Raw genomic sequence first — 18832 nt, forward strand, 5'->3', positions numbered from 1 at the left:
AATGAAGTTTACAACAGATCGTGAGGATTTATTCGTACGCAATAGTCGCGTGGAGGATGCAGATAGGATTGCTGAGATTGCTAGGTTGACATTTGATCCACCTGAAATCGCCTTTAAAAAAGAGCACTATGTTAGTCAAATGAACACTTTTCCTGAAGGACAAATATGTGTCGAATATAACGGGGAAATAGTTGGTTCTTGTTCTAGCTTACTAGTAAATATAGAGGACTATCCTACTGAACATACGTTAAGTCAAATTTCAGATGATGGCTACATACGAAACCATAATCCAAATGGCCAAAATTTATATGGTATAGATGTAATCGTTCATCCCGACTATCAAGGGATGAAGATTGGGAAAAGCTTATATGATGCACGTCGACAACTGTGTGAACAATTAAATCTAAAATCCATTGTATTTGGTGGAAGAATGCCAAATTTCCATCAATATGCTAATAAATTTTCTGCTACTGAATACGTAGAAAAAGTAATTAATGGGGAAGTTTATGACCCTGTTATGACCTTTCAATTAAAGAAAGGATTCAAATTCAAACATTTGTTACCTAAATATTTGCCTACAGATCCTGATTCAGGTTTCACGGCAACGTTTATGGAATGGATTAATCAAAATCATCAAGTTTGATTTTACTAAAAGTACAATTTTTTTCCCGCGATTCGGAAAAGGCTGATAAACTTTTAACTTTTTGTCTAATGAATTGGACTTTCGTTCACGGTATGATTAACTTATCTAGTCAGAATGTTTAGAAAATTCAACTGGATAATCAGTACAACCATGCACTACACCGTTTAATTGTTGAACAGAAAATACTCATTACTATAAAACTATTAGCATGGAGGGGTGTTACTTGACTTCTGAAAATATGGTTGAGTTAAAAAATATTACAAAAAAGTTTGGTAAGGACACAGCCGTTAACAATTTAAATCTTACTGTAAAAGCAGGTGAGTTTTTAACACTGCTAGGTCCATCTGGGTGTGGTAAAACAACTACTTTACGTATGATTGCTGGCTTTGAGAAGCCAACAGAAGGTGAAGTCTGGATTAACGATCAACAGGTAGCAAATGTAGAACCTTATAAACGGGAAGTAAACACAGTGTTTCAAAGCTATTCGCTGTTTCCTCATATGAATGTTTTTGACAATGTTGCCTTTGGCTTAAAAATGAAAAAAACTGGCAAAGAAGAAATTGCTGAAAGAGTAATGAATGCATTAAAACTTGTTCAATTGGAAGGGTATATTGATCGAAAGCCTAAGCAACTTAGTGGTGGACAACAACAAAGAATCGCTATTGCTAGAGCAATCGTCAACAATCCTAAAGTTTTATTGTTGGATGAACCTCTTGGAGCGTTGGACTTAAAGTTGAGAAAGCAAATGCAAATGGAGTTAAAGCATCTTCAACAGAGTTTAGGCATCACTTTTATTTACGTAACACATGATCAAGAAGAAGCATTAACGATGTCAGATCGAATTGTCGTCATGAATCAAGGTGAAATCGAACAAATCGGTTTACCTGAAGAAATTTACGAGAAGCCAACATCAAAATTTGTAGCAGATTTTATTGGTGAAACAAACATTTTTGAAGGCGTAGTTACTAATACCCAAAATGAATATGCAGATTTAAATATAGACGGGGTAAGTATAGGAATCCCAAAAACGATTTCATTAGTGCAGGATGAACGTGTATACATGTCGATTCGTCCTGAAAAAGCAAAGGTTTCTGTGACGAAAGATGAGACAGCCCATCTTAATGGGACTTTAAAGGAAAAAATATACGTTGGGTCTGTGACAAAAATCATCGTTCAATTACCGAATGGTCGAGAAATGGTTGTAAACGAATCTGGTGACAGTCTTCGTGATGTAAAGGCGGGTAATGACGTTTATGTAAGCTGGCAACCAGAAGAAACAGTCGTTTTTAAAGATTAAAACCTATTTTTCCAAATAGGGATAAACAAGCTTCACATACTATTTTGTTAGTAATAGTTTAATTAAAAATACGCTAATTTAATTAAGCTATACCATACTAAATTCTACTTAGAATCTTTATTACTCTTTAAAAACCAAGAAAATAGGGGGTAAATTATGAAACACTTTGTAAAGTTATTTTTAGCAATTGTTTTGGTACTTTTATTGGCAGCCTGTGGTTCAGATGATGCAGGGGGTTCTAGTGATGGTGAGTTAGCAGATAAGCTCTATTTATTCAACTGGGGTGAATATATGCCTCAAGAAGTTCTAGATAGTTTTGAAGAAGAATTTGGTGTGGAGGTTGTTTATTCTACTTATTCCTCTAACCAAGAAATGTTAACAAAACTTAACAGCGGTACCGTTAACTACGATATCGTTGTACCAACGGATTACATTGTAAAACGTATGATTAACGATGACTTATTACTAGAGTTGAACATGGATAACATTCCTAACTTTGAAAATATCCAAAGTGTTTTCCATGAAAGAGATTTTGATCCAGATAACAAATTTTCTGTACCTTATTTATACGGAAGTACGGGTATAGCGTATAACACTACAAAAATCGAAGGAACTCCTTCTTATGCAGATCTTTGGAATGAAGCATATGCTGGACATGTTACTGTACAGGACGACCCGCGTGAATCTTTATCAATGGTTCTTCAAACTTTAGGATTACCAATGAACGATCCTTCTGAAGAAGATCTTCAAAAAGCAAAAGAAGAATTAGCTAAATTACATCCAAACCTTTTAGCATATGATTCCTCTCCATCAGCTCAATTAATTAGTGGAGAAGCATGGATTTCTCACACTTACTCTGGTGAAGCTGGAATTGCTATGCTAGAAAATCCTGATATTACGTACGTTTTACCTGAAGAGGGTGGGGAGCTTTGGATGGATAACTTAGTAATCCCTAAAACTTCAGAAAATCAATACACAGCAGAAGTATTTATTAATTACTTACTAGAACCTGAGGTAAGTAAACAATTGTCTGATGCATTCCCTTATAGTAACCCAAACCAAGGAGCACTTGACTTAATGTCTGAGGAAGAAAGAACAAATGCAGCTTCTTATCCTCCAGAAGATCAATTGGCTAATGCACAATGGTTTGAAGATTTACCACCAGAAACAATTCAAACGATGAACAGATTATATAAAGAAGTGAAGGTCGAATAGTAAAGGGATTCATTTACAGGTAGTACTTAAAATTGAATAAAAGAGTTTCTTGTCTGGGCTCTTTTATTCAATTTTTCATTTCATTTTTTGAAAAAGGCAGGTGTAGGGATGAGACCAAAAACGAAAAAAATACTCTTTCTATTTACCACACTTATTTTTATGTTCTTCTACATTCCAATCATCATTCTAATGGCATTTTCATTTAATGATTCCAAGGTTGGAACGGTATGGACTGGATTTACGTTTGATTGGTATAAAAGTTTATTTTCAAATGACCAAATTATAAGTGCTGTTACGAATAGTCTGATCATTGCTGTTATCACGACACTAATTGCAACTGTATTTGGTACCCTTGCTGCACTTGCGATTCATCGGTACAACTTTCCAGGTAAAAAAGCATTTAACTTCTTATTTTACATACCTGTTGTTATACCAGATATCATCGTAGCTGTTGCATTATTGGCTTTATATGGTTGGTTAGACATTACACTTGGTATTAGCACTGTATTTCCAGGTCACGTGGCAATCACTATTTCATATGTCATGTTAGTTGTTATTGCTAGATTAGCAGGATTAGATGCCTCTTTAGAGGAGGCAGCCAAAGACCTTGGTGCCAATGAATGGCAAACCTTTTGGAAAGTAACATTTCCTTTAATTTTCCCTGGGGTTCTCGCAGGGGCACTATTAGCATTTACCATCTCATTAGATGAATTTGTCATCTCCTACTTCACTACCGGGCCTGGATCAGACACGTTACCAGTTCTAGTTTATTCCATGGTACGGCTTGGAGTATCACCTGAAATTAATGCATTGTCCACTATTATGGTACTACTTATTGTAATTATGGTTGTTATTACCGGTAGGAAAATGCGTGTTAGTAAGTAGAAAGGGGGAGATGGAAAATGATTAAAAACATTAGACTTGCTTATTCGATGTTATCACCGAGCTTAATTTGGCTACTGCTTTTTCTAATCGTTCCCATCGTTATGGTTACCGTTATTAGTTTTACAACCAATGAAGGTTATGGTGGCATCATTTATGAATTTAGTACAGAGGCTTATGAAACAGCATTTCTTAGTTCAATGTACTTAAAAGTAATTTGGAATTCCATAGTTTGGGCATTTATTGCCACAATTATTTGTTTATTTTTGGCTTATCCATTTGCATACTTTATCGCACATGCTGGTAAGTGGAAAAACTTATTAATTTTATTAGTTATGATACCTTTTTGGACGAATTTACTAGTTCGTCTATATGCGTGGATTATTTTGTTAAATGGAGAAGGGGTTATAAACAACTTTCTAATGGATTTAGGATTAATATCTGATCCATTAACACTTATGTATACACCTGCTTCGGTCATACTTGGTATGGTATATGGATTTTTGCCATTTATGATTTTACCTATTTATTCTTCTATTGAGCAGTTGGATAAAACATATCTTGAAGCTGCAGAGGACCTTGGAGCAAATCCAATGAAAACATTCTTTACAGTTACACTGCCATTAACTTTCCCTGGAATTTTAGCTGGATTTATTATTACTTTTGTACCAGCTGTCAGTGTGTTTGTTGTGACAGACCTGTTAACTGGGTCCAAGCTCGTAATGGTTGGTAACGTAATACGTGATGCATTCTTAATTGAGATGAACTGGCAATTAGGTTCTGCTTTATCGATATTATTAATGGTACTTGTTCTTTTATCCGTTCTAGTGTTTATGAAGTTTACGTCTTCCAAGGATAAAAACTTTTTAGTATAGGAATTCGTTATCTGATAGAGGAGTGAAACGATGGAAAAGATCTCAATGTGGGAAGCAACAGCCAACGAAAGGCGTAAGCGACCATCTTTAGAAGGAGATCAACAATGTGATGTTGTTATTATTGGCGGTGGGTATTCTGGTCTTTCCACCTCCTATTTTTTGCAACAAAAAGGGTCTAAAACGATTGTATTGGAAAAAGATTTAGTTGGAAGCGGAGCAAGTGGCCGTAACGGTGGAGAAGTGTTAACTGGCTATATGGGTTCAGCTAGTTCTTTAATTAAAAAGAAGGGGGTAGAAGCTGCTCGAAAAATGTATCAGCTTTCCCTTGATTCTATAGATTTAATTGAAACAATTATTGAGTCGAACAATATTGACTGTGCATTTACTCGTAATGGTAGTTTACTAGCAGCATATAGACCGAGCGATATCGAAGGAATGAAAAAAGAACAAGAAGTACTGGAGCGTAATTTTAATCACAAGGTGAAAGTGATAGAGCCCCATGACATGCAAACGGAGTTGAAAACGACCTTTTACCACGGTGGTAGAATTGACGAAAAGAGTGCCCATTTTCATCCTTTAAATTATGCGCTTGGGCTTGCTGAGGCTGCTGAAAAATTTGGAAGCACCATCTATGAAAACTCTGAAGCGTTAAAGGTAGAAAGAGATGCAAATAACAAAGTGGTCGTAACGACAAAAAATGGCCGTGTTATTGCGGATGAAATTGTTATTGTAACAAATGGATATTCTGGTGATTTAAATAAAAAAATAAAACGAACGATCGTACCAGTTGAGAGTATTATGATTGCAACAGAAACGTTATCAAAGGAATTGGTGGAGGATTTAATTAAAAATAATAGGGCAGTTTCAGACACGAAAAATTTGCTTTATTATTTCCGGAGAACATCTGACAATCGAATGGCATTCGGTGGCTCAGGACGGTCAGCGAATAAGAAGGATCAACTTCAACTATTTGAAAAACTAAGAGATGGAATGGTAAGCGTTTTCCCAGAATTAAAGGATGCTAAGATTGAATATCAATGGGGAGGCAAGGTGGCCATAACGAAAGAAAGACTTCCATATATAGGTCAACTAGATGATGGCACCTATTTTGCATACGGATATGCAGGTCACGGTGCAGCAATGTCAACCCTCATGGGTCAATTACTGGCGAGAAGAATTCATGGTGAAATGAGCGAGGATGAGAATCCACTAGAAATAAAACGTGTCAGACCAATACCGTTTCATAGTCAACATGAAAAGGCAGTTAGCTTAATGAAATATTATTATCGTTATAAAGATAAAAAATAAGGCTGTTTTCTACAAGGTAGGTGCTTTTTCCATAAACTGCAAAGTACTTCATTTATGTGAAGCCCATCCTGAACAAGATGAGTGGTAGTCCGTCGCCGCGGAAAAATACTCGCTTTCCATGGGCAAGGCTTCAGCCTTCTCGCGAGCAAAAAACGCTCGTCTCGGGGGTCTTCAGACTCTTGCTCTCCCATAGGATAAGGAACGCTTCGGCATCATTACATTGCACGAAGAAAATTGCCTTTCATTTTCGAGGAGCTCGCATGTTTCCGCTCCTTGGCTTGGTGGTTTGTAAAACGAGAAAACTTGCCAAAACAAAATTATTTCATAAAATTACTACACATAAAATCAGAAAATCTATCATCAGCGTAGGCAGAATACGTAGACTCCTGCGGGACCACTGACCTAAGTGAGATCCCGGAGACGAAGTCGAGGAGGCTAAGTGGGAACCCTAAGGTGCGCGAAGTGTTCTGCCGAAGCCAGTCTTATAGCAGTCGATTCAAATAGGGAATGCATGCTTTAGTTATGTCGCATTTTCTATGTACCGTGCAAAAATAACTACAATCTTTACGAGAAGAGCCAAAGATAATAGTAAATGAAAATCAGCTTAAAAACATAGGATAGTAGATTAGTAAGTTAACTTTAAGAGCTGGTCTACTATCTACTTATTTATACGGAGAAAAACTGGTAAACAGAGAGGGTTAGACAGGAATATGAAAAAACTAATGCTAGAAGGTTCTGCGAAAGAAATTGGAAAGCAGCATGGATCCCAAGGGAAAAAAGAAGTTCTGCATAGTTTAGAAACGTACGAAAAATTATTTTATGGTTATAAGCAAATTAGTTGGAAAGAAGCCAGACAATTTGCCTTAGACCACCTAAAAGCTATTGAAAAGTATGATTATGAATTAATTGAAGAAATGGAAGGGGTAGCGGAAGGCGCTGGAGTTGATTTTGAAGATATATTAGCACTTAACGCACGAAGTGAAATTGCTCTTGCAGGTTATAAAGGATCTGCTTTTTCTGATGGTTGTACTGCAATGGCGGTATGTCCACCACTTATGTCAGATACAATTCTAGGTCAAAACTGGGATTGGAAGGGACGCCAAAAAGATAGTTTACTCGTTTTAAAAATAAAACATGATAATGAGTCAAAACCAGATATTTCGATGGTAACCGAAGGAGGTATAATCGGCAAAATTGGGATGAATTCGGCTGGTTTAGGCATTTGTTTCAATGCCCTTTTAACAGATAAGAAATCTAATGAAGTTCCGATTCACTTAGGGTTACGTGGTGTTTTGAATTCTAATTCATTGGGAGAGGCTATTTCGAAAATAAAGCATGGTCAAATGGCTGGTGCAGCTAGCTTTTTAATGGGGATAGATGAAGGAAATGGAGCTTCAAATGGGATGGCTTTAAATTTTGAAGTGTCTCCTTTTGGTATCGATTCTGTTGGTGGTACAGAAGGAAAACTAGTGCATAGTAACCATTTACTTTCTGATGTTATTAAACAAAATCTTCGTGACATGAACGAATTTAGATTTGACGATTCCATGATTAGAAAACGTCGTGCAGAACAGTTGATGGATCAAGCAATAGCTTCAGGCCAACCTATAACTGAAGAAACATTTAAAGGCTGGTTATCCGATACTTTTAACGCACCTAATTCCATTAATCATTATGAGAATATGCTCGCACCAGAACACCGTAGAATGGAGACTGTTTTTTCTATTATTATGAATCTCTCAAAACGGAAGATGCTTCTTTGTATTGGTAAACCAGCAGAAGGTTCTTTTGAAGAAATTTCTATTTAAATAGTGAATATGAATTGAGTGATAGGAGGTTTTACTTTGTTGTATATCAATGGAGAATGGAGAAATGCCAATTCCGGAGAAACTTTCGAAGTAGTAAATCCAGCAACTGGGCAGGTCATTGCAAATGTTGCATCAGGTGGACGTGACGAAACGGAAGAAGCGATTAAATGTGCAAATGTAGCTTTTGCTACTTGGAAAAAAACGACAGCGGCTGAACGAGCAAGTTATTTAAATAAAGTTGCAGCCTTAATGAAAGAAAAGGCGGAAGACATGGCTTACACCATCACTACGGAAATGGGAAAGCCTCTTTCAGAAGCAAAAAGAGAAGTAGTAAGTGCAACAGCCTATGTAGAATGGTTTGCGGAAGAAGCGAAAAGAGTGTATGGAGAAACGATACCTGCTTCCCATCCTAATAAACAATTAATGGTCTTAAGACAACCAGTTGGTGTTACGGCTGCCATCACACCTTGGAACTTTCCATTATCGATGATTACGAGGAAAATTGCTCCAGCCATTGCAGCGGGATGTACGGTTGTTATCAAGCCTGCACCAGCTACTCCGTTATCAGCAATGAAAGTATTTGAATGTTTCCATGAAGCTGGATTACCTAAAGGGGTTGCTAACTTAGTTATGGGAGCTGCGGAGGAAATAGGACCAGTACTGACAAAAAGTCCATTAGTTAGAAAGTTAACATTTACGGGATCAACTGCTGTTGGAAAAATGCTCATTCGTGACTCTGCTGATACAGTGAAAAAGGTGTCCATGGAGCTAGGCGGGCATGCTCCATTTATCGTGTTCGAAGATGCTGACTTAGACGCAGCGGCTGCAGGGGCTGCGGGTACGAAATTTGTTAACAATGGACAGACGTGTATTTGTACAAACAGGATTTATGTCGCAGAAGGAGTTGCCGAAGAATTCGGTCGTAAACTTGCCGAAAAGGTAGCGGCATTAAAAATTGGTAATGGTTTAGATGAAGGGACAAAAATAGGGCCCCTCATTAACAAGCAAGCATTTGATAAAGTACAAAGTCATGTAGAGGATGCATTAGAACATAATGGCCAACTATTATGTGGTGGTAAACCATATGATGCTGGTGAATTAAAAGGCTATTTTTATGAACCTACTGTTATTAACTATGCCAATGAAAAGATGAAAATTGCATCAGAAGAAACGTTTGGTCCAGTTGCTCCAATCTTCACGTTTAAAACAGAAGAAGAGGTTATTGAGAAAGCAAATAACACTCCATATGGGCTTGCGGCTTATTTTTACACAAAGGATTTAAGTCGTGGTTTTCGAATTATGAATGAATTGGAATATGGAATCGTTGGTATTAATGATGCTGCTCCGGTAACTGTTCAAGGTCCATTCGGAGGATATAAGGAAAGTGGAAATGGTCGCGAAGGCGGTAGATCCGGTATTTTGGAATACTTAGAAGAAAAGTACGTTTCCATTAACCTGATTTAGCTGATTTAACGTTCAACCAAGTTAGGGAGGCTAATATGTATGGTTGAGAAAAATAAGGAAATAGATTCTAATCAGTTAGGAAAAGAAATTATCGTACGAAATACTCGTTACGATGATATTGATGAAATTATTGCGATGGCCCATCTAGGTTTTGGGGACCCGGCCATAGCATTTAACCGAAAACAGTATGAAACACATTTGCAAATCTTTCCGGAAGGGCAAATTTGTGTGGAATACAAAGGGAAAATTATCGGTTCCTGTTCAAGTTTGATTATTAATTTTGAGGATTATGGTGAAAACCACACAATAGGTGAAATATCTGGTGGTGGGTACATTCGCAACCACAATCCAGAAGGCGTCAACTTGTACGGGATTGATGTAGTCGTCCATCCAGAGTATCGAGACATGAAAATTGGTAGACGTTTATATGAAGCAAGGCGAGAGCTTTGTAAAAGGTTTAATCTAAAATCGATTATTTTTGGCGGGAGAATTCCTAATTATCATAAATATGCTGATAAATTAACAGCAGAAGAGTATGTGGAAGAAGTCATCCAAAAGAAAATATACGATCCGGTTTTGACTTTCCAAATTATGAATGGTTTTGAACTTAGAAAGGTTATGTCTAACTACTTAAAGGAAGATAAAGAATCGCTGGAATATGCAACTTTAATGGAGTGGGTGAACGTTGATTATCGTCCAGACTCCGATCATCATTATAGACGTTCTTTACCAGTCCGTATATCTGTCATTCAATATATGTTAAGAGAAATAGAAGAGTTTGACGACTTCGCAGCCCAAGTTGAGTATTTTATTGAGTCTAGCTCTAATATCCGGAGTGACTTTGCCGTTTTCCCAGAATCTATCACATTACAGTTACTTTCCTTTATAGATGAGACAGTGCCGAGTAAGCAAGTTCGAAAGCTTGCCGAATACACGGATCAATATTTAAAACTATTTACTGACCTTGCTATTCGATACAACATTAATATTATTGGTGGTTCTCATTTTGTTGAGGAAGATAACTCTATTTATAATGTTTCCTTCCTTTTCAGAAGGGATGGGACTATCGAAAAGCAATATCAGATCCACATATCATCTGATGAGAAAAAATGGTGGGGAATTCAGCCTGGAAGAACAGTGCAAGTTTTTGATACGGACTGTGGAAAAATATCCATTTTACTAGGGTACGATATTCAGTTCGCTGAGCTTTCAAGAATAGCTGTTGATAAAGGTGCACAAATTATTTTCACTCCATTCTCCGCAGAGGATGAACAAGGATACTTACGCGTTCGTTACTGCTCACAAGCGAGAGCTGTAGAAAATGAAGTATATACAGTAATGTCTGGTACAGTTGGACATTTACCTTATGTTTATCACATGGACGTTCAGTATGCGCAGTCAGGTATCTTTTCACCTTGTGATTTTAATTTCCCAAGTAGAGGAATTATTAGTGAATGTGGAGCAAATATCGAAACAATGGTAATTGGGGAAATTGATTTGGAAGTATTACGTAGATATCGAAAGGTCGGTACAGTTACACATTTAAAGGATAGACGTGATGATGTGTATCGTGTGCAACTTATTGAACCGACCTCTTCAGACTTAGAAACAAGTCGGTAAAATTATATAGGAAAATAATGGTCGTCGGGAAGAACCGGCGGCCTCTGTTTTACCCTTTTTTAGTTAAGGTAAAGTCGAATTGAAGTTTTCAATTAAATATGTTGCTTTCCACCCAGTGATTTAGGGATTTTGATAGTATGCTGCAATAGTTTGCTACTGTTGATTGCTGTAAATAGCAATGACCATGAAGAACCTAAAATAAGTGACTATTCTAGATAAAAGGAAAAATAAGTAAAAAAGTAATCAATCCGTTAAACCTATTGATTCTTTCTTTTACCTTCTGTCTAATGCATGGAAATGTACGGTTGCATATACTTAGGTTAAATATAACGAATATTATAAAAACTTAGAGGAGGCGCTGATGTGACAGATACGAAACAAGAAACGCTCGTACTTAAAAATTATATTAATGCAAAATGGGTGGAAGCAAATACCGATCAATATCAAGATGTTCCAAATCCAGCAACAGGTAGGACGATTGCTAGAGTCCCAATTTCCTCATTTAGTGATGTAGATCAAGCCGTGGAAATGGCCAAGAAAGCATTTCAAACATGGAGTAAAACACCAGTTCCGAAAAGAGCTAGAGTTTTATTTAAATATCAACAGCTTTTGACTGAAAATCATGAAGAGCTTGCAAAGTTAGTTACACAAGAAAATGGAAAGAGCTATAAGGAAGCTTATGGAGAGGTTTTGCGAGGAATTGAGTGTGTGGAATTTGCTGCAGGTGCTCCAAGTTTAATGATGGGAAGTACGTTATCCACCATTGCAGCAGATATAGATTCACAGATGTTCCGTTATCCACTAGGTGTTGTTGGTGGCATTTCTCCATTTAATTTTCCAATGATGGTTCCTTGTTGGATGTTCCCGTTAGCAATTGCTTGTGGTAATACATTTGTATTAAAGCCATCTGAACGTACACCAATTCTTGCTAATCGTTTAGCAGAATTATTTACTGAAGCAGGTCTACCTGATGGTGTTTTCAATATTGTCCATGGTGCACACGATGTCGTTAATGGATTAATTACACACGAAGATGTGAAAGCGATTTCGTTCGTAGGATCTGAACCGGTAGCAAAGTATGTATACGAGAAAGCTGCCTCATATGGGAAGCGAGTGCAAGCACTCGCTGGAGCAAAAAACCACCATATTGTCATGCCTGATGCAGACTTTGATACAGCCATTCAGAATATTATTAGCTCTTCATTCGGAAGTGCAGGTCAACGTTGTATGGCGTGTAGTGCTGTTGTAGTAGTGGGAGATGGCAATGAATTTGTAGAGAAGCTGAACACTAAAATAGGTGAAATCAAAATGGGTAATGGAATGGAGGATGATGTTCTCCTCACACCCGTAATTAGAGATTCTAGTTGCTCAAACGCCCTGAAGTATATTGATTTAGGTATTCAAGAAGGTGCAAAACTAATTCGGGACGGTAGAAAGGACCGAGAACTTTTTAAAGAGGGTTATTTCTTAGGCCCAACAGTATTTGATCATGTTACTCCTGATATGAGTATTGCAAAAGATGAAATCTTCGCTCCCGTTCTAAGCATTTTACGTTCGGAAGATTTAGAGGGCGCTTTAGATATAGTAAATAAATCAAGATTCGGGAACTCAGCTACCCTATATTCAAGAGATGCAAAAGCTGTTCGTCAGTTCCGTGAAGAAGCGGAACCAGGTATGCTAGGGGTGAATGTAGGAGTACCAGCTCCAATGGCGTTCTTCCCATTTTCTGGAGCTAAAAATTCATTCTTTGGAGACCTTCATGCGAATGGTAAAGATGGTGTGGAATTTTATACCCGCAAGAAGATGATTACCTCACGCTTTTAAATTACCTTCATGAGAGGAGTAAAGCCAATGACGGTTAAAGGAACGCAGGACCTGTTAAAAAAGGACGAAAAATATGTATGGCATTCCATGCGGAAATTTGATCCAAACAGCACGATGGTTGTATCCGAAGCTAATGGTGCTTGGATAACAGATTCAGAGGGAAATCGATTTTTAGATGGTATGGCTGGGTTGTGGTCGGTAAATGTGGGATATGGTCGAGAAGAGCTTGCAGAGGCTGCTTATGGACAATTGAAAAAGATGCCATTTTATCCGTTAACCCATAGTCACCAACCTGCCATTGAACTAGGAGAAAAGCTGAATGAATGGCTTGGGGATGAGTATGTCATATACTTTTCCAATAGCGGGTCAGAGGCAAACGAGGTAGCTTTTAAAATTGCACGTCAATATCATAGACAAAACGGTAATTATGACCGTCACAAAATAATTTCTCGCTATCGTTCCTATCATGGAAATACGATGGGGGCACTAGCTGCGACTGGCCAGGCACAAAGAAAATACAAGTATGAACCACTAGGGCAAGGATTTTTACATGTTGCTCCGCCAGATTGCTATAGAAGTCCTTTTGATACATCAGACGGTCAGTGCTGTTCCCATAGTGCTAGTGAAATAGAAAGGGTAATGACGTGGGAATTAGATGAAACCATTGCAGCTGTAATCATGGAACCTATGATTACTGGTGGTGGGGTTTTAATCCCGCATGATAACTATTTACAGGAAGTTAGAGAAATTTGTGATCGCCATGGTGCATTGCTTATTATGGATGAGGTTATTAATGGTTTCGGGAGAACAGGAAAACGTTTCGGCTTTATGCATGCTGGAATTAAGCCAGATATCGTAACAATGGCGAAGGGAATCACAAGTTCTTATATGCCTTTATCTGCAACAGCTGTTAGAAAAGATATTTATGAAGCGTTTAAAGGAACAGAGGAATATGATCATTTCCGTCACGTTAATACGTTTGGTGGCCACCCAGCTTCTTGTGCGGTTGCACTGAAAAACATTGAAATTATGGAGAGGGAAGGCTTAGTTGAGCGTTCCGCACAGTTAGGAAATCGCTTAAGCGAAGAATTAGCCGAATTACGCGAACATCCAAACGTTGGGGATATTCGTTCAAGAGGTCTACTGTTAGGTATCGAATTAGTAGAAGATAAGACAACGAAAGAGCCAGCCCATCCTGATAAATTAGCTAAGGTAATATCCTATTGTAAACAACATAGTTTAATCATTGGCAAAAATGGAGATACCGTCAAAGGTTTTAACAATATTTTAACCCTTAGTCCTCCTTTGAGTTTAACAGATGATGATTTGGATTATATGATCAAAACGTTGAAAGAAGCTATTATACGAATCTAGTTAGTAGATAGGAGGTTTATAACAAACATGCGTATTGGAGTACCTAAAGAGATAAAAAATAACGAAAACCGGGTAGCTATTTCTCCATCAGGCGTAAATGCCCTTGTGAAAGCGGGACATGAAATCGTTATTGAAAATGAGGCTGGCCTTGGTTCTGGATTTACAAATGAGGAATATAAGCAGTCAGGTGCTGTCATTGTTGATAGGGCAGAGGATGTATGGTCTTCAGAAATGGTCATGAAAGTGAAAGAACCATTAAAAGAAGAGTATAAATATTTTCATGAAAAATTAATTCTATTCACCTATCTTCATTTAGCAGCAGAACCTGAATTAACAAAGGCGCTAGTTGATGCAAAAGTAACGGGTATTGCATACGAAACAATCCAAGCAGTTGACGGATCTCTTCCTTTATTAACACCGATGAGTGAAGTTGCCGGTCGTATGGCTTCTCAAATCGGCGCTCAGTTTTTAGAACGACCAAAAGGTGGAAAAGGTATTTTACTAGGGGGAATCCCAGGAGTAAAAAGAGGAAAAGTGGCTATTATAGGTGGGGGAGTCGTTGGAACAAATGCAGCAAAAATAGCAATGGGGCTTGGTGCTGACGTCACTATTCTAGACTTAAACCCTGCTCGTTTACGAGAGTTGGAGGATATTTTCGGTAATCAAGTGAACACCGTGATGTCTAATCCCCTAAACATTGCAGAAGCTGTGGCTGAGTCAGATCTTGTGATTGGAGCAGTTTTAATACCAGGAACAAAAGCACCAAAGCTGATTTCTGAAGACATGATTAAATCCATGACAAAAGGATCTGTCATTGTCGACGTAGCTATTGACCAGGGTGGAATCTTTGAAACTACCGACAAAATTACGACGCATGATAATCCTACGTATGAAAAACATGGCGTCGTACATTATGCAGTAGCTAATATGCCTGGAGCAGTTCCAAGAACATCAACACTAGGCCTAACGAATGTTACGATTCCTTATGCATTAAAAATTGCTGGTAAAGGGTACAGACAAGCAAGCGAAGAAGATGCTGGCATCCTTAAAGGTATTAATACACTAGGCGGCTATGTGACGTATAAAGCAGTAGCCGATGCTCATGGATTGGAATATAAAGAGGCAAGTTCTTTGTTTTATGATTATGCGTAAGGAAAATTGTTGATTGTTTCCCCTGTATTCAGTAAATATGCTGAATACAGGGTTTTTTGTTTGCAGTTTTGGTGCGTATGTGCTGGCATTTAAAGCTTCCACTTGAAATAATTAAAGGTTCACAGGATAGAATTAAAGGTTTAGTAGGGAAAATTAAAGGTTCAGAAGCTAGAATGATTGATTCAACAATTAATATTGCATTTTAACAAGATTAATTGAACAATTAATAAAACCCCGCATATTTTATGCGGGGTATAGTCAGTTAAAATCGATAATTCATACTAATAAACTTCATATGAACCATTTCGCGGATGGCATATTTTATTCCTTCATATCCGTATCCAGAAGACTTTAATCCCCCATACGGCATATGATCAAATCGTAAAGTTGGTAAGTCGTTAATTAATACCTGCCCAACCTCCAAATTGTGGGCAAACTCAAATGCTTGTGGGAGAACATATGTAAATACGCCTGCATTTAGGCCATATTCACTATTGTTCATTTCTGTAAGTGCTCCCTCAGCACTAGCGACTGAATTTACGATTACAACAGGTCCAAACACTTCCTGGCATGACACTTTCGATTGGGGCAATACATCTGTTAAAATACTAGGTTTTACCCCATAACCTTCTGCCACTCCTCCAGTAACAAGTGTTGCCCCTTCTGTAACAGCTTCTTCCATCCATTTTAATACGCGCTGCTGGGATTTTTCGTCAATCATACCCGACATATCAGTAGAGGCTTCATTTGGATCTCCGTAAACGAGTGACTCTGTTGCTTCCTTAAAATAATGTAAAAATTCCTCTTTGATATCTTCGTGAACGTATATCCTTTGTGTACTAATACATACTTGACCATTATAGGAGAAGGCTCCAACAACTGCCTTTTGAGCAATGTCTTTTAACTTATCCTTTACGCTATTGTCTATATATAAAGCGGAATTGCTTCCTAATTCAAGCGTAACTTTTTTTAGCCCGGCCTGTGATTTAATTAATTTACCTACTTGAGGGCTGCCCGTAAAGGTAATCTTCGCAACGGCAGGATGTTCAATTAAAACCTTACCGAGTTTTGGACCATCACCTGTGATAACTAGAAATGCATCCTTTGGTAAACCAGCTTCCTCAAATACTTGAGCTAATAAAATAGAGGAGAGGGGTGTTTTTTCTGCAGGTTTTACGATAATAGTATTTCCTACAGCTAGAGCTGGCCCTACTTTATGTGACACTAAATTAAGTGGAAAGTTAAATGGAGTAATGGCACCTACTACACCAATTGGTTGGAAAATAGTATAAGCATCTCTACCTGCTCCATTTGGTGCAGCATCTAAACGAATGGATTCTCCTTCTAATTTTTTGGCTTCTATAGCGGCAAATTTTAATGTTTGGATGGTGCGATCTACTTCGCCACGGGCAAATTTAATCGGCTTTCCAGATTCCAAAACGATTGTTTTCGCGAACGTCTCTTTTTGTTCTGCTATTAATGTACATGCTGTTTCTATTATGGTGGATCTTTCTTCAGAGGTTAACGCTTTCATTTGTTGAAAGGCTTGTTCACTTTTCGTAATGGCATTTTCCATTTGTTCTTCTGTGCACTCGGGAATATCGGTTATTTTTTCACGAGTATGTGGGTTTATAAGAGGATACGTTTCTATCGTTCCCTCCGCTAAAGTCTGTAAATAGTTCTCCCAACTAGCACTCATTCTTAACACCTCACCTTTATTTTTTCTTATGTTCTATTTTATGTGTAAGAAAGGAACATTTCCTAGTTTCATAATGTAAATTAATTAATGAAAAGATTGGACATTAACTTAACTCAACTTACTTTAAGGATAAAGGAAAAACATGTGGACGTATACTATGTTGCTTATGAGTGGAAACGAAAAAACGTTTGGACAATTAGAGTCCAAACGCTTCGTACGTAAACTGTTATTCTACTGTTAATCGATTAATCTCATGATTCTATCATGTACCCGCTCTTTATCAAATGCTTTTCCCATAGGGAATTTTTCAATGAGTTCATTCTTTTCATTTAATAAATACGTATAGGAGGTGTGGACGATAAAATCTGTACCATTATCTTTAAACTGGAAACGAAACGGTTCTGCGAGTTTTTCCGTTGCTGCCATATCACCACGTAAAAATACCCAACCTTGCTCGTCTACAATTCCATACCTATTCATGTATTCTTCTATTTCCTCTAATGTATCCACTTCAGGGTCAATCGTAATGGAAAGAAACTCCACCTTATCCCCAAAAACTTCCTCTTCTTTAAACAGATCCCGTAAGTGCATCATTCGTTGAGTAGTAATTGGACAAACGGATGGACATTTCGTGTAGAAGAACTCAACTAATCTTACTTTAGGTTCCATATTCGTAAAAGCAAAGCTTTCTCCAGAAGCAGTTTCCATGGTTATATCTTCAGGTAGCTTAACACCTGCATCTCGCCAAAATTCTAAGTATAGGATCCCCAATCCTATCCCTATTGCAATAAACGATGCAAAAAACACATAATACTTTTTCTTCATGAGCCAATCTCCCCCATATACCAGTCTTGAAATACTGTATATTTTCATCTTAACGTGAAAAAGGGAGAGGATAGGCTTTGATTTGTGAATAATCTACGACGATTTGATTGCAGCTTTGTGAACTTATTTAGTTGGTTGATTGTAGGTAATTAAGTCCTCTTCTTTCGTAATATAAAAAGTTTTGTCAGGACGTTGGCTTATCAGGTTAAGTGATTCTAATTTATAGTAGCTCACTTTTTTATAAGGATCCCCTTCTATAATAGGAAGTTCACCTTTTTGTTTTTTGTATTGGTCAACAGCTCTTTGAATCTTATCAATATGTTCAGCCAATTCTTTGTCTTTTTCTTCAAATATTTCATATGTTTCCTTCGACATATAGTACGTCTCTTCTGGAATAGCTTTTAAATAAGGTGCTAGTAGATGGTAGTCAATGGTTAAATCATCATTTATGATGACAGACAGAGGAACTCCTTGCTGAAGGGTATTGGCATATTGTTGAACAGCTTGTCTTAATTCATGGATGGAAATAGGACGCGTTGGGTATGTTTTCTTTTCGTTTAATTGTTTTTTATCTTGCTTCTTTTTCCAAAACATCAAATTCTCCTCCTTTACCTCTTTTTCTTTATTATAAAGGAAAACGCTTACTATCGCATATGACAGGTGGAACAGATATATGAAAATTCCATTTTTAGATATGTTTTCTACTGAAATATGTCATTATTTTATCTAGTTTTTAAATATTTTATTTGTAAGTACAATCCATTTTATAGGACTAATTATTCAAAAAATTTCCATTTTATTAAAAATTGTGTTATATTATGGAAGAAAAAGAAGAAAGGAATGAGA

At 37.4% G+C, this 18832-nt stretch carries 15 protein-coding genes; 12 read left to right on the forward strand and 3 right to left on the reverse strand.

Annotated features, from left to right (window positions below; translation table 11 throughout):
• Position 1 precedes the first annotated feature (1 nt).
• The 12 genes from HNQ94_RS15750 to ald all read left to right on the forward strand — a co-directional run bounded on the left by HNQ94_RS15750 (position 2) and on the right by ald (position 15462).
• A complete protein-coding gene (locus tag HNQ94_RS15750) occupies positions 2-643 on the forward strand; it encodes a GNAT family N-acetyltransferase (RefSeq protein WP_174497209.1) in 642 nt (213 codons plus the stop codon).
• Between the two features lie 238 nt (positions 644-881).
• A complete protein-coding gene (locus HNQ94_RS15755; protein WP_376697755.1) occupies positions 882-1940 on the forward strand; it encodes an ABC transporter ATP-binding protein in 1059 nt (352 codons plus the stop codon).
• Between the two features lie 156 nt (positions 1941-2096).
• A complete protein-coding gene (locus HNQ94_RS15760; protein WP_174497211.1) occupies positions 2097-3155 on the forward strand; it encodes an ABC transporter substrate-binding protein in 1059 nt (352 codons plus the stop codon).
• A gap of 108 nt (positions 3156-3263) precedes the next feature.
• The gene (locus HNQ94_RS15765) at positions 3264-4040 is read left to right on the forward strand and encodes an ABC transporter permease (RefSeq protein ID WP_174497212.1); all 777 of its coding nucleotides are present in this window, start codon (positions 3264-3266) and stop codon (positions 4038-4040) included.
• Positions 4041-4057: 17 nt separating this feature from the next.
• Positions 4058-4912 carry an ABC transporter permease gene (locus HNQ94_RS15770; protein WP_174497213.1) on the forward strand — a complete coding sequence of 285 codons (855 nt, stop codon included), beginning with the start codon at positions 4058-4060 and terminating at the stop codon, positions 4910-4912.
• Between the two features lie 30 nt (positions 4913-4942).
• A complete protein-coding gene (locus HNQ94_RS15775) occupies positions 4943-6220 on the forward strand; it encodes an NAD(P)/FAD-dependent oxidoreductase (protein ID WP_174497214.1) in 1278 nt (425 codons plus the stop codon).
• A gap of 710 nt (positions 6221-6930) precedes the next feature.
• Positions 6931-8028, forward strand: a complete 1098-nt coding sequence (locus HNQ94_RS15780) for a C45 family autoproteolytic acyltransferase/hydrolase (protein WP_174497215.1) — start codon at positions 6931-6933, stop codon at positions 8026-8028.
• Positions 8029-8067: 39 nt separating this feature from the next.
• Positions 8068-9492 (forward strand): NAD-dependent succinate-semialdehyde dehydrogenase, encoded by a 1425-nt coding sequence (locus HNQ94_RS15785; protein WP_217423894.1) that lies wholly within the window; start codon positions 8068-8070, stop codon positions 9490-9492.
• 39 nt (positions 9493-9531) lie between these two features.
• On the forward strand, positions 9532-11112 hold the full coding sequence (locus HNQ94_RS15790) for a GNAT family N-acetyltransferase (protein WP_174497217.1): 1581 nt from the start codon (positions 9532-9534) through the stop codon (positions 11110-11112).
• 363 nt (positions 11113-11475) lie between these two features.
• Complete coding sequence (locus HNQ94_RS15795) at positions 11476-12936, forward strand: CoA-acylating methylmalonate-semialdehyde dehydrogenase (protein ID WP_174497218.1); 1461 nt, start codon at positions 11476-11478, stop codon at positions 12934-12936.
• 27 nt (positions 12937-12963) lie between these two features.
• Complete coding sequence (locus HNQ94_RS15800; RefSeq protein ID WP_174497219.1) at positions 12964-14310, forward strand: aspartate aminotransferase family protein; 1347 nt, start codon at positions 12964-12966, stop codon at positions 14308-14310.
• Between the two features lie 27 nt (positions 14311-14337).
• A complete protein-coding gene (gene ald, locus HNQ94_RS15805; RefSeq protein WP_174497220.1) occupies positions 14338-15462 on the forward strand; it encodes an alanine dehydrogenase in 1125 nt (374 codons plus the stop codon).
• A gap of 262 nt (positions 15463-15724) precedes the next feature.
• Here ald and HNQ94_RS15810 read toward each other — a convergent pair whose 3' ends face one another.
• The 3 genes from HNQ94_RS15810 to HNQ94_RS15820 all read right to left on the reverse strand — a co-directional run bounded on the left by HNQ94_RS15810 (position 15725) and on the right by HNQ94_RS15820 (position 18580).
• Complete coding sequence (locus HNQ94_RS15810; RefSeq protein WP_174497221.1) at positions 15725-17161, reverse strand: aldehyde dehydrogenase family protein; 1437 nt, start codon at positions 17159-17161, stop codon at positions 15725-15727.
• A 237-nt stretch (positions 17162-17398) separates the two neighbouring features.
• Positions 17399-17986, reverse strand: a complete 588-nt coding sequence (locus HNQ94_RS15815) for an SCO family protein (RefSeq protein WP_174497222.1) — start codon at positions 17984-17986, stop codon at positions 17399-17401.
• A 123-nt stretch (positions 17987-18109) separates the two neighbouring features.
• Entirely contained in the window at positions 18110-18580 is a 471-nt protein-coding gene (locus tag HNQ94_RS15820; protein ID WP_174497223.1) for a DUF3939 domain-containing protein, read from the reverse strand.
• Between the last annotated feature and the right edge of the window lie 252 nt (positions 18581-18832).

The sequence above is a fragment of the Salirhabdus euzebyi genome (assembly GCF_014207435.1).
Lineage (GTDB): Bacteria > Bacillota > Bacilli > Bacillales > Alkalibacillaceae > Salirhabdus > Salirhabdus euzebyi.

Coding starts and splice junctions, on each gene's coding strand:
- HNQ94_RS15750 (WP_174497209.1), top strand. CDS start 2: ATGAAGTTTACAACAGATCGTGAGGATTTATTCGTACGCAATAGTCGC.
- HNQ94_RS15755 (WP_376697755.1), top strand. CDS start 882: ATGGTTGAGTTAAAAAATATTACAAAAAAGTTTGGTAAGGACACAGCC.
- HNQ94_RS15760 (WP_174497211.1), top strand. CDS start 2,097: ATGAAACACTTTGTAAAGTTATTTTTAGCAATTGTTTTGGTACTTTTA.
- HNQ94_RS15765 (WP_174497212.1), top strand. CDS start 3,264: ATGAGACCAAAAACGAAAAAAATACTCTTTCTATTTACCACACTTATT.
- HNQ94_RS15770 (WP_174497213.1), top strand. CDS start 4,058: ATGATTAAAAACATTAGACTTGCTTATTCGATGTTATCACCGAGCTTA.
- HNQ94_RS15775 (WP_174497214.1), top strand. CDS start 4,943: ATGGAAAAGATCTCAATGTGGGAAGCAACAGCCAACGAAAGGCGTAAG.
- HNQ94_RS15780 (WP_174497215.1), top strand. CDS start 6,931: ATGAAAAAACTAATGCTAGAAGGTTCTGCGAAAGAAATTGGAAAGCAG.
- HNQ94_RS15790 (WP_174497217.1), top strand. CDS start 9,532: ATGGTTGAGAAAAATAAGGAAATAGATTCTAATCAGTTAGGAAAAGAA.
- HNQ94_RS15800 (WP_174497219.1), top strand. CDS start 12,964: ATGACGGTTAAAGGAACGCAGGACCTGTTAAAAAAGGACGAAAAATAT.
- ald (WP_174497220.1), top strand. CDS start 14,338: ATGCGTATTGGAGTACCTAAAGAGATAAAAAATAACGAAAACCGGGTA.
- HNQ94_RS15810 (WP_174497221.1), bottom strand. CDS start 17,161: ATGAGTGCTAGTTGGGAGAACTATTTACAGACTTTAGCGGAGGGAACG.
- HNQ94_RS15815 (WP_174497222.1), bottom strand. CDS start 17,986: ATGAAGAAAAAGTATTATGTGTTTTTTGCATCGTTTATTGCAATAGGG.
- HNQ94_RS15820 (WP_174497223.1), bottom strand. CDS start 18,580: ATGTTTTGGAAAAAGAAGCAAGATAAAAAACAATTAAACGAAAAGAAA.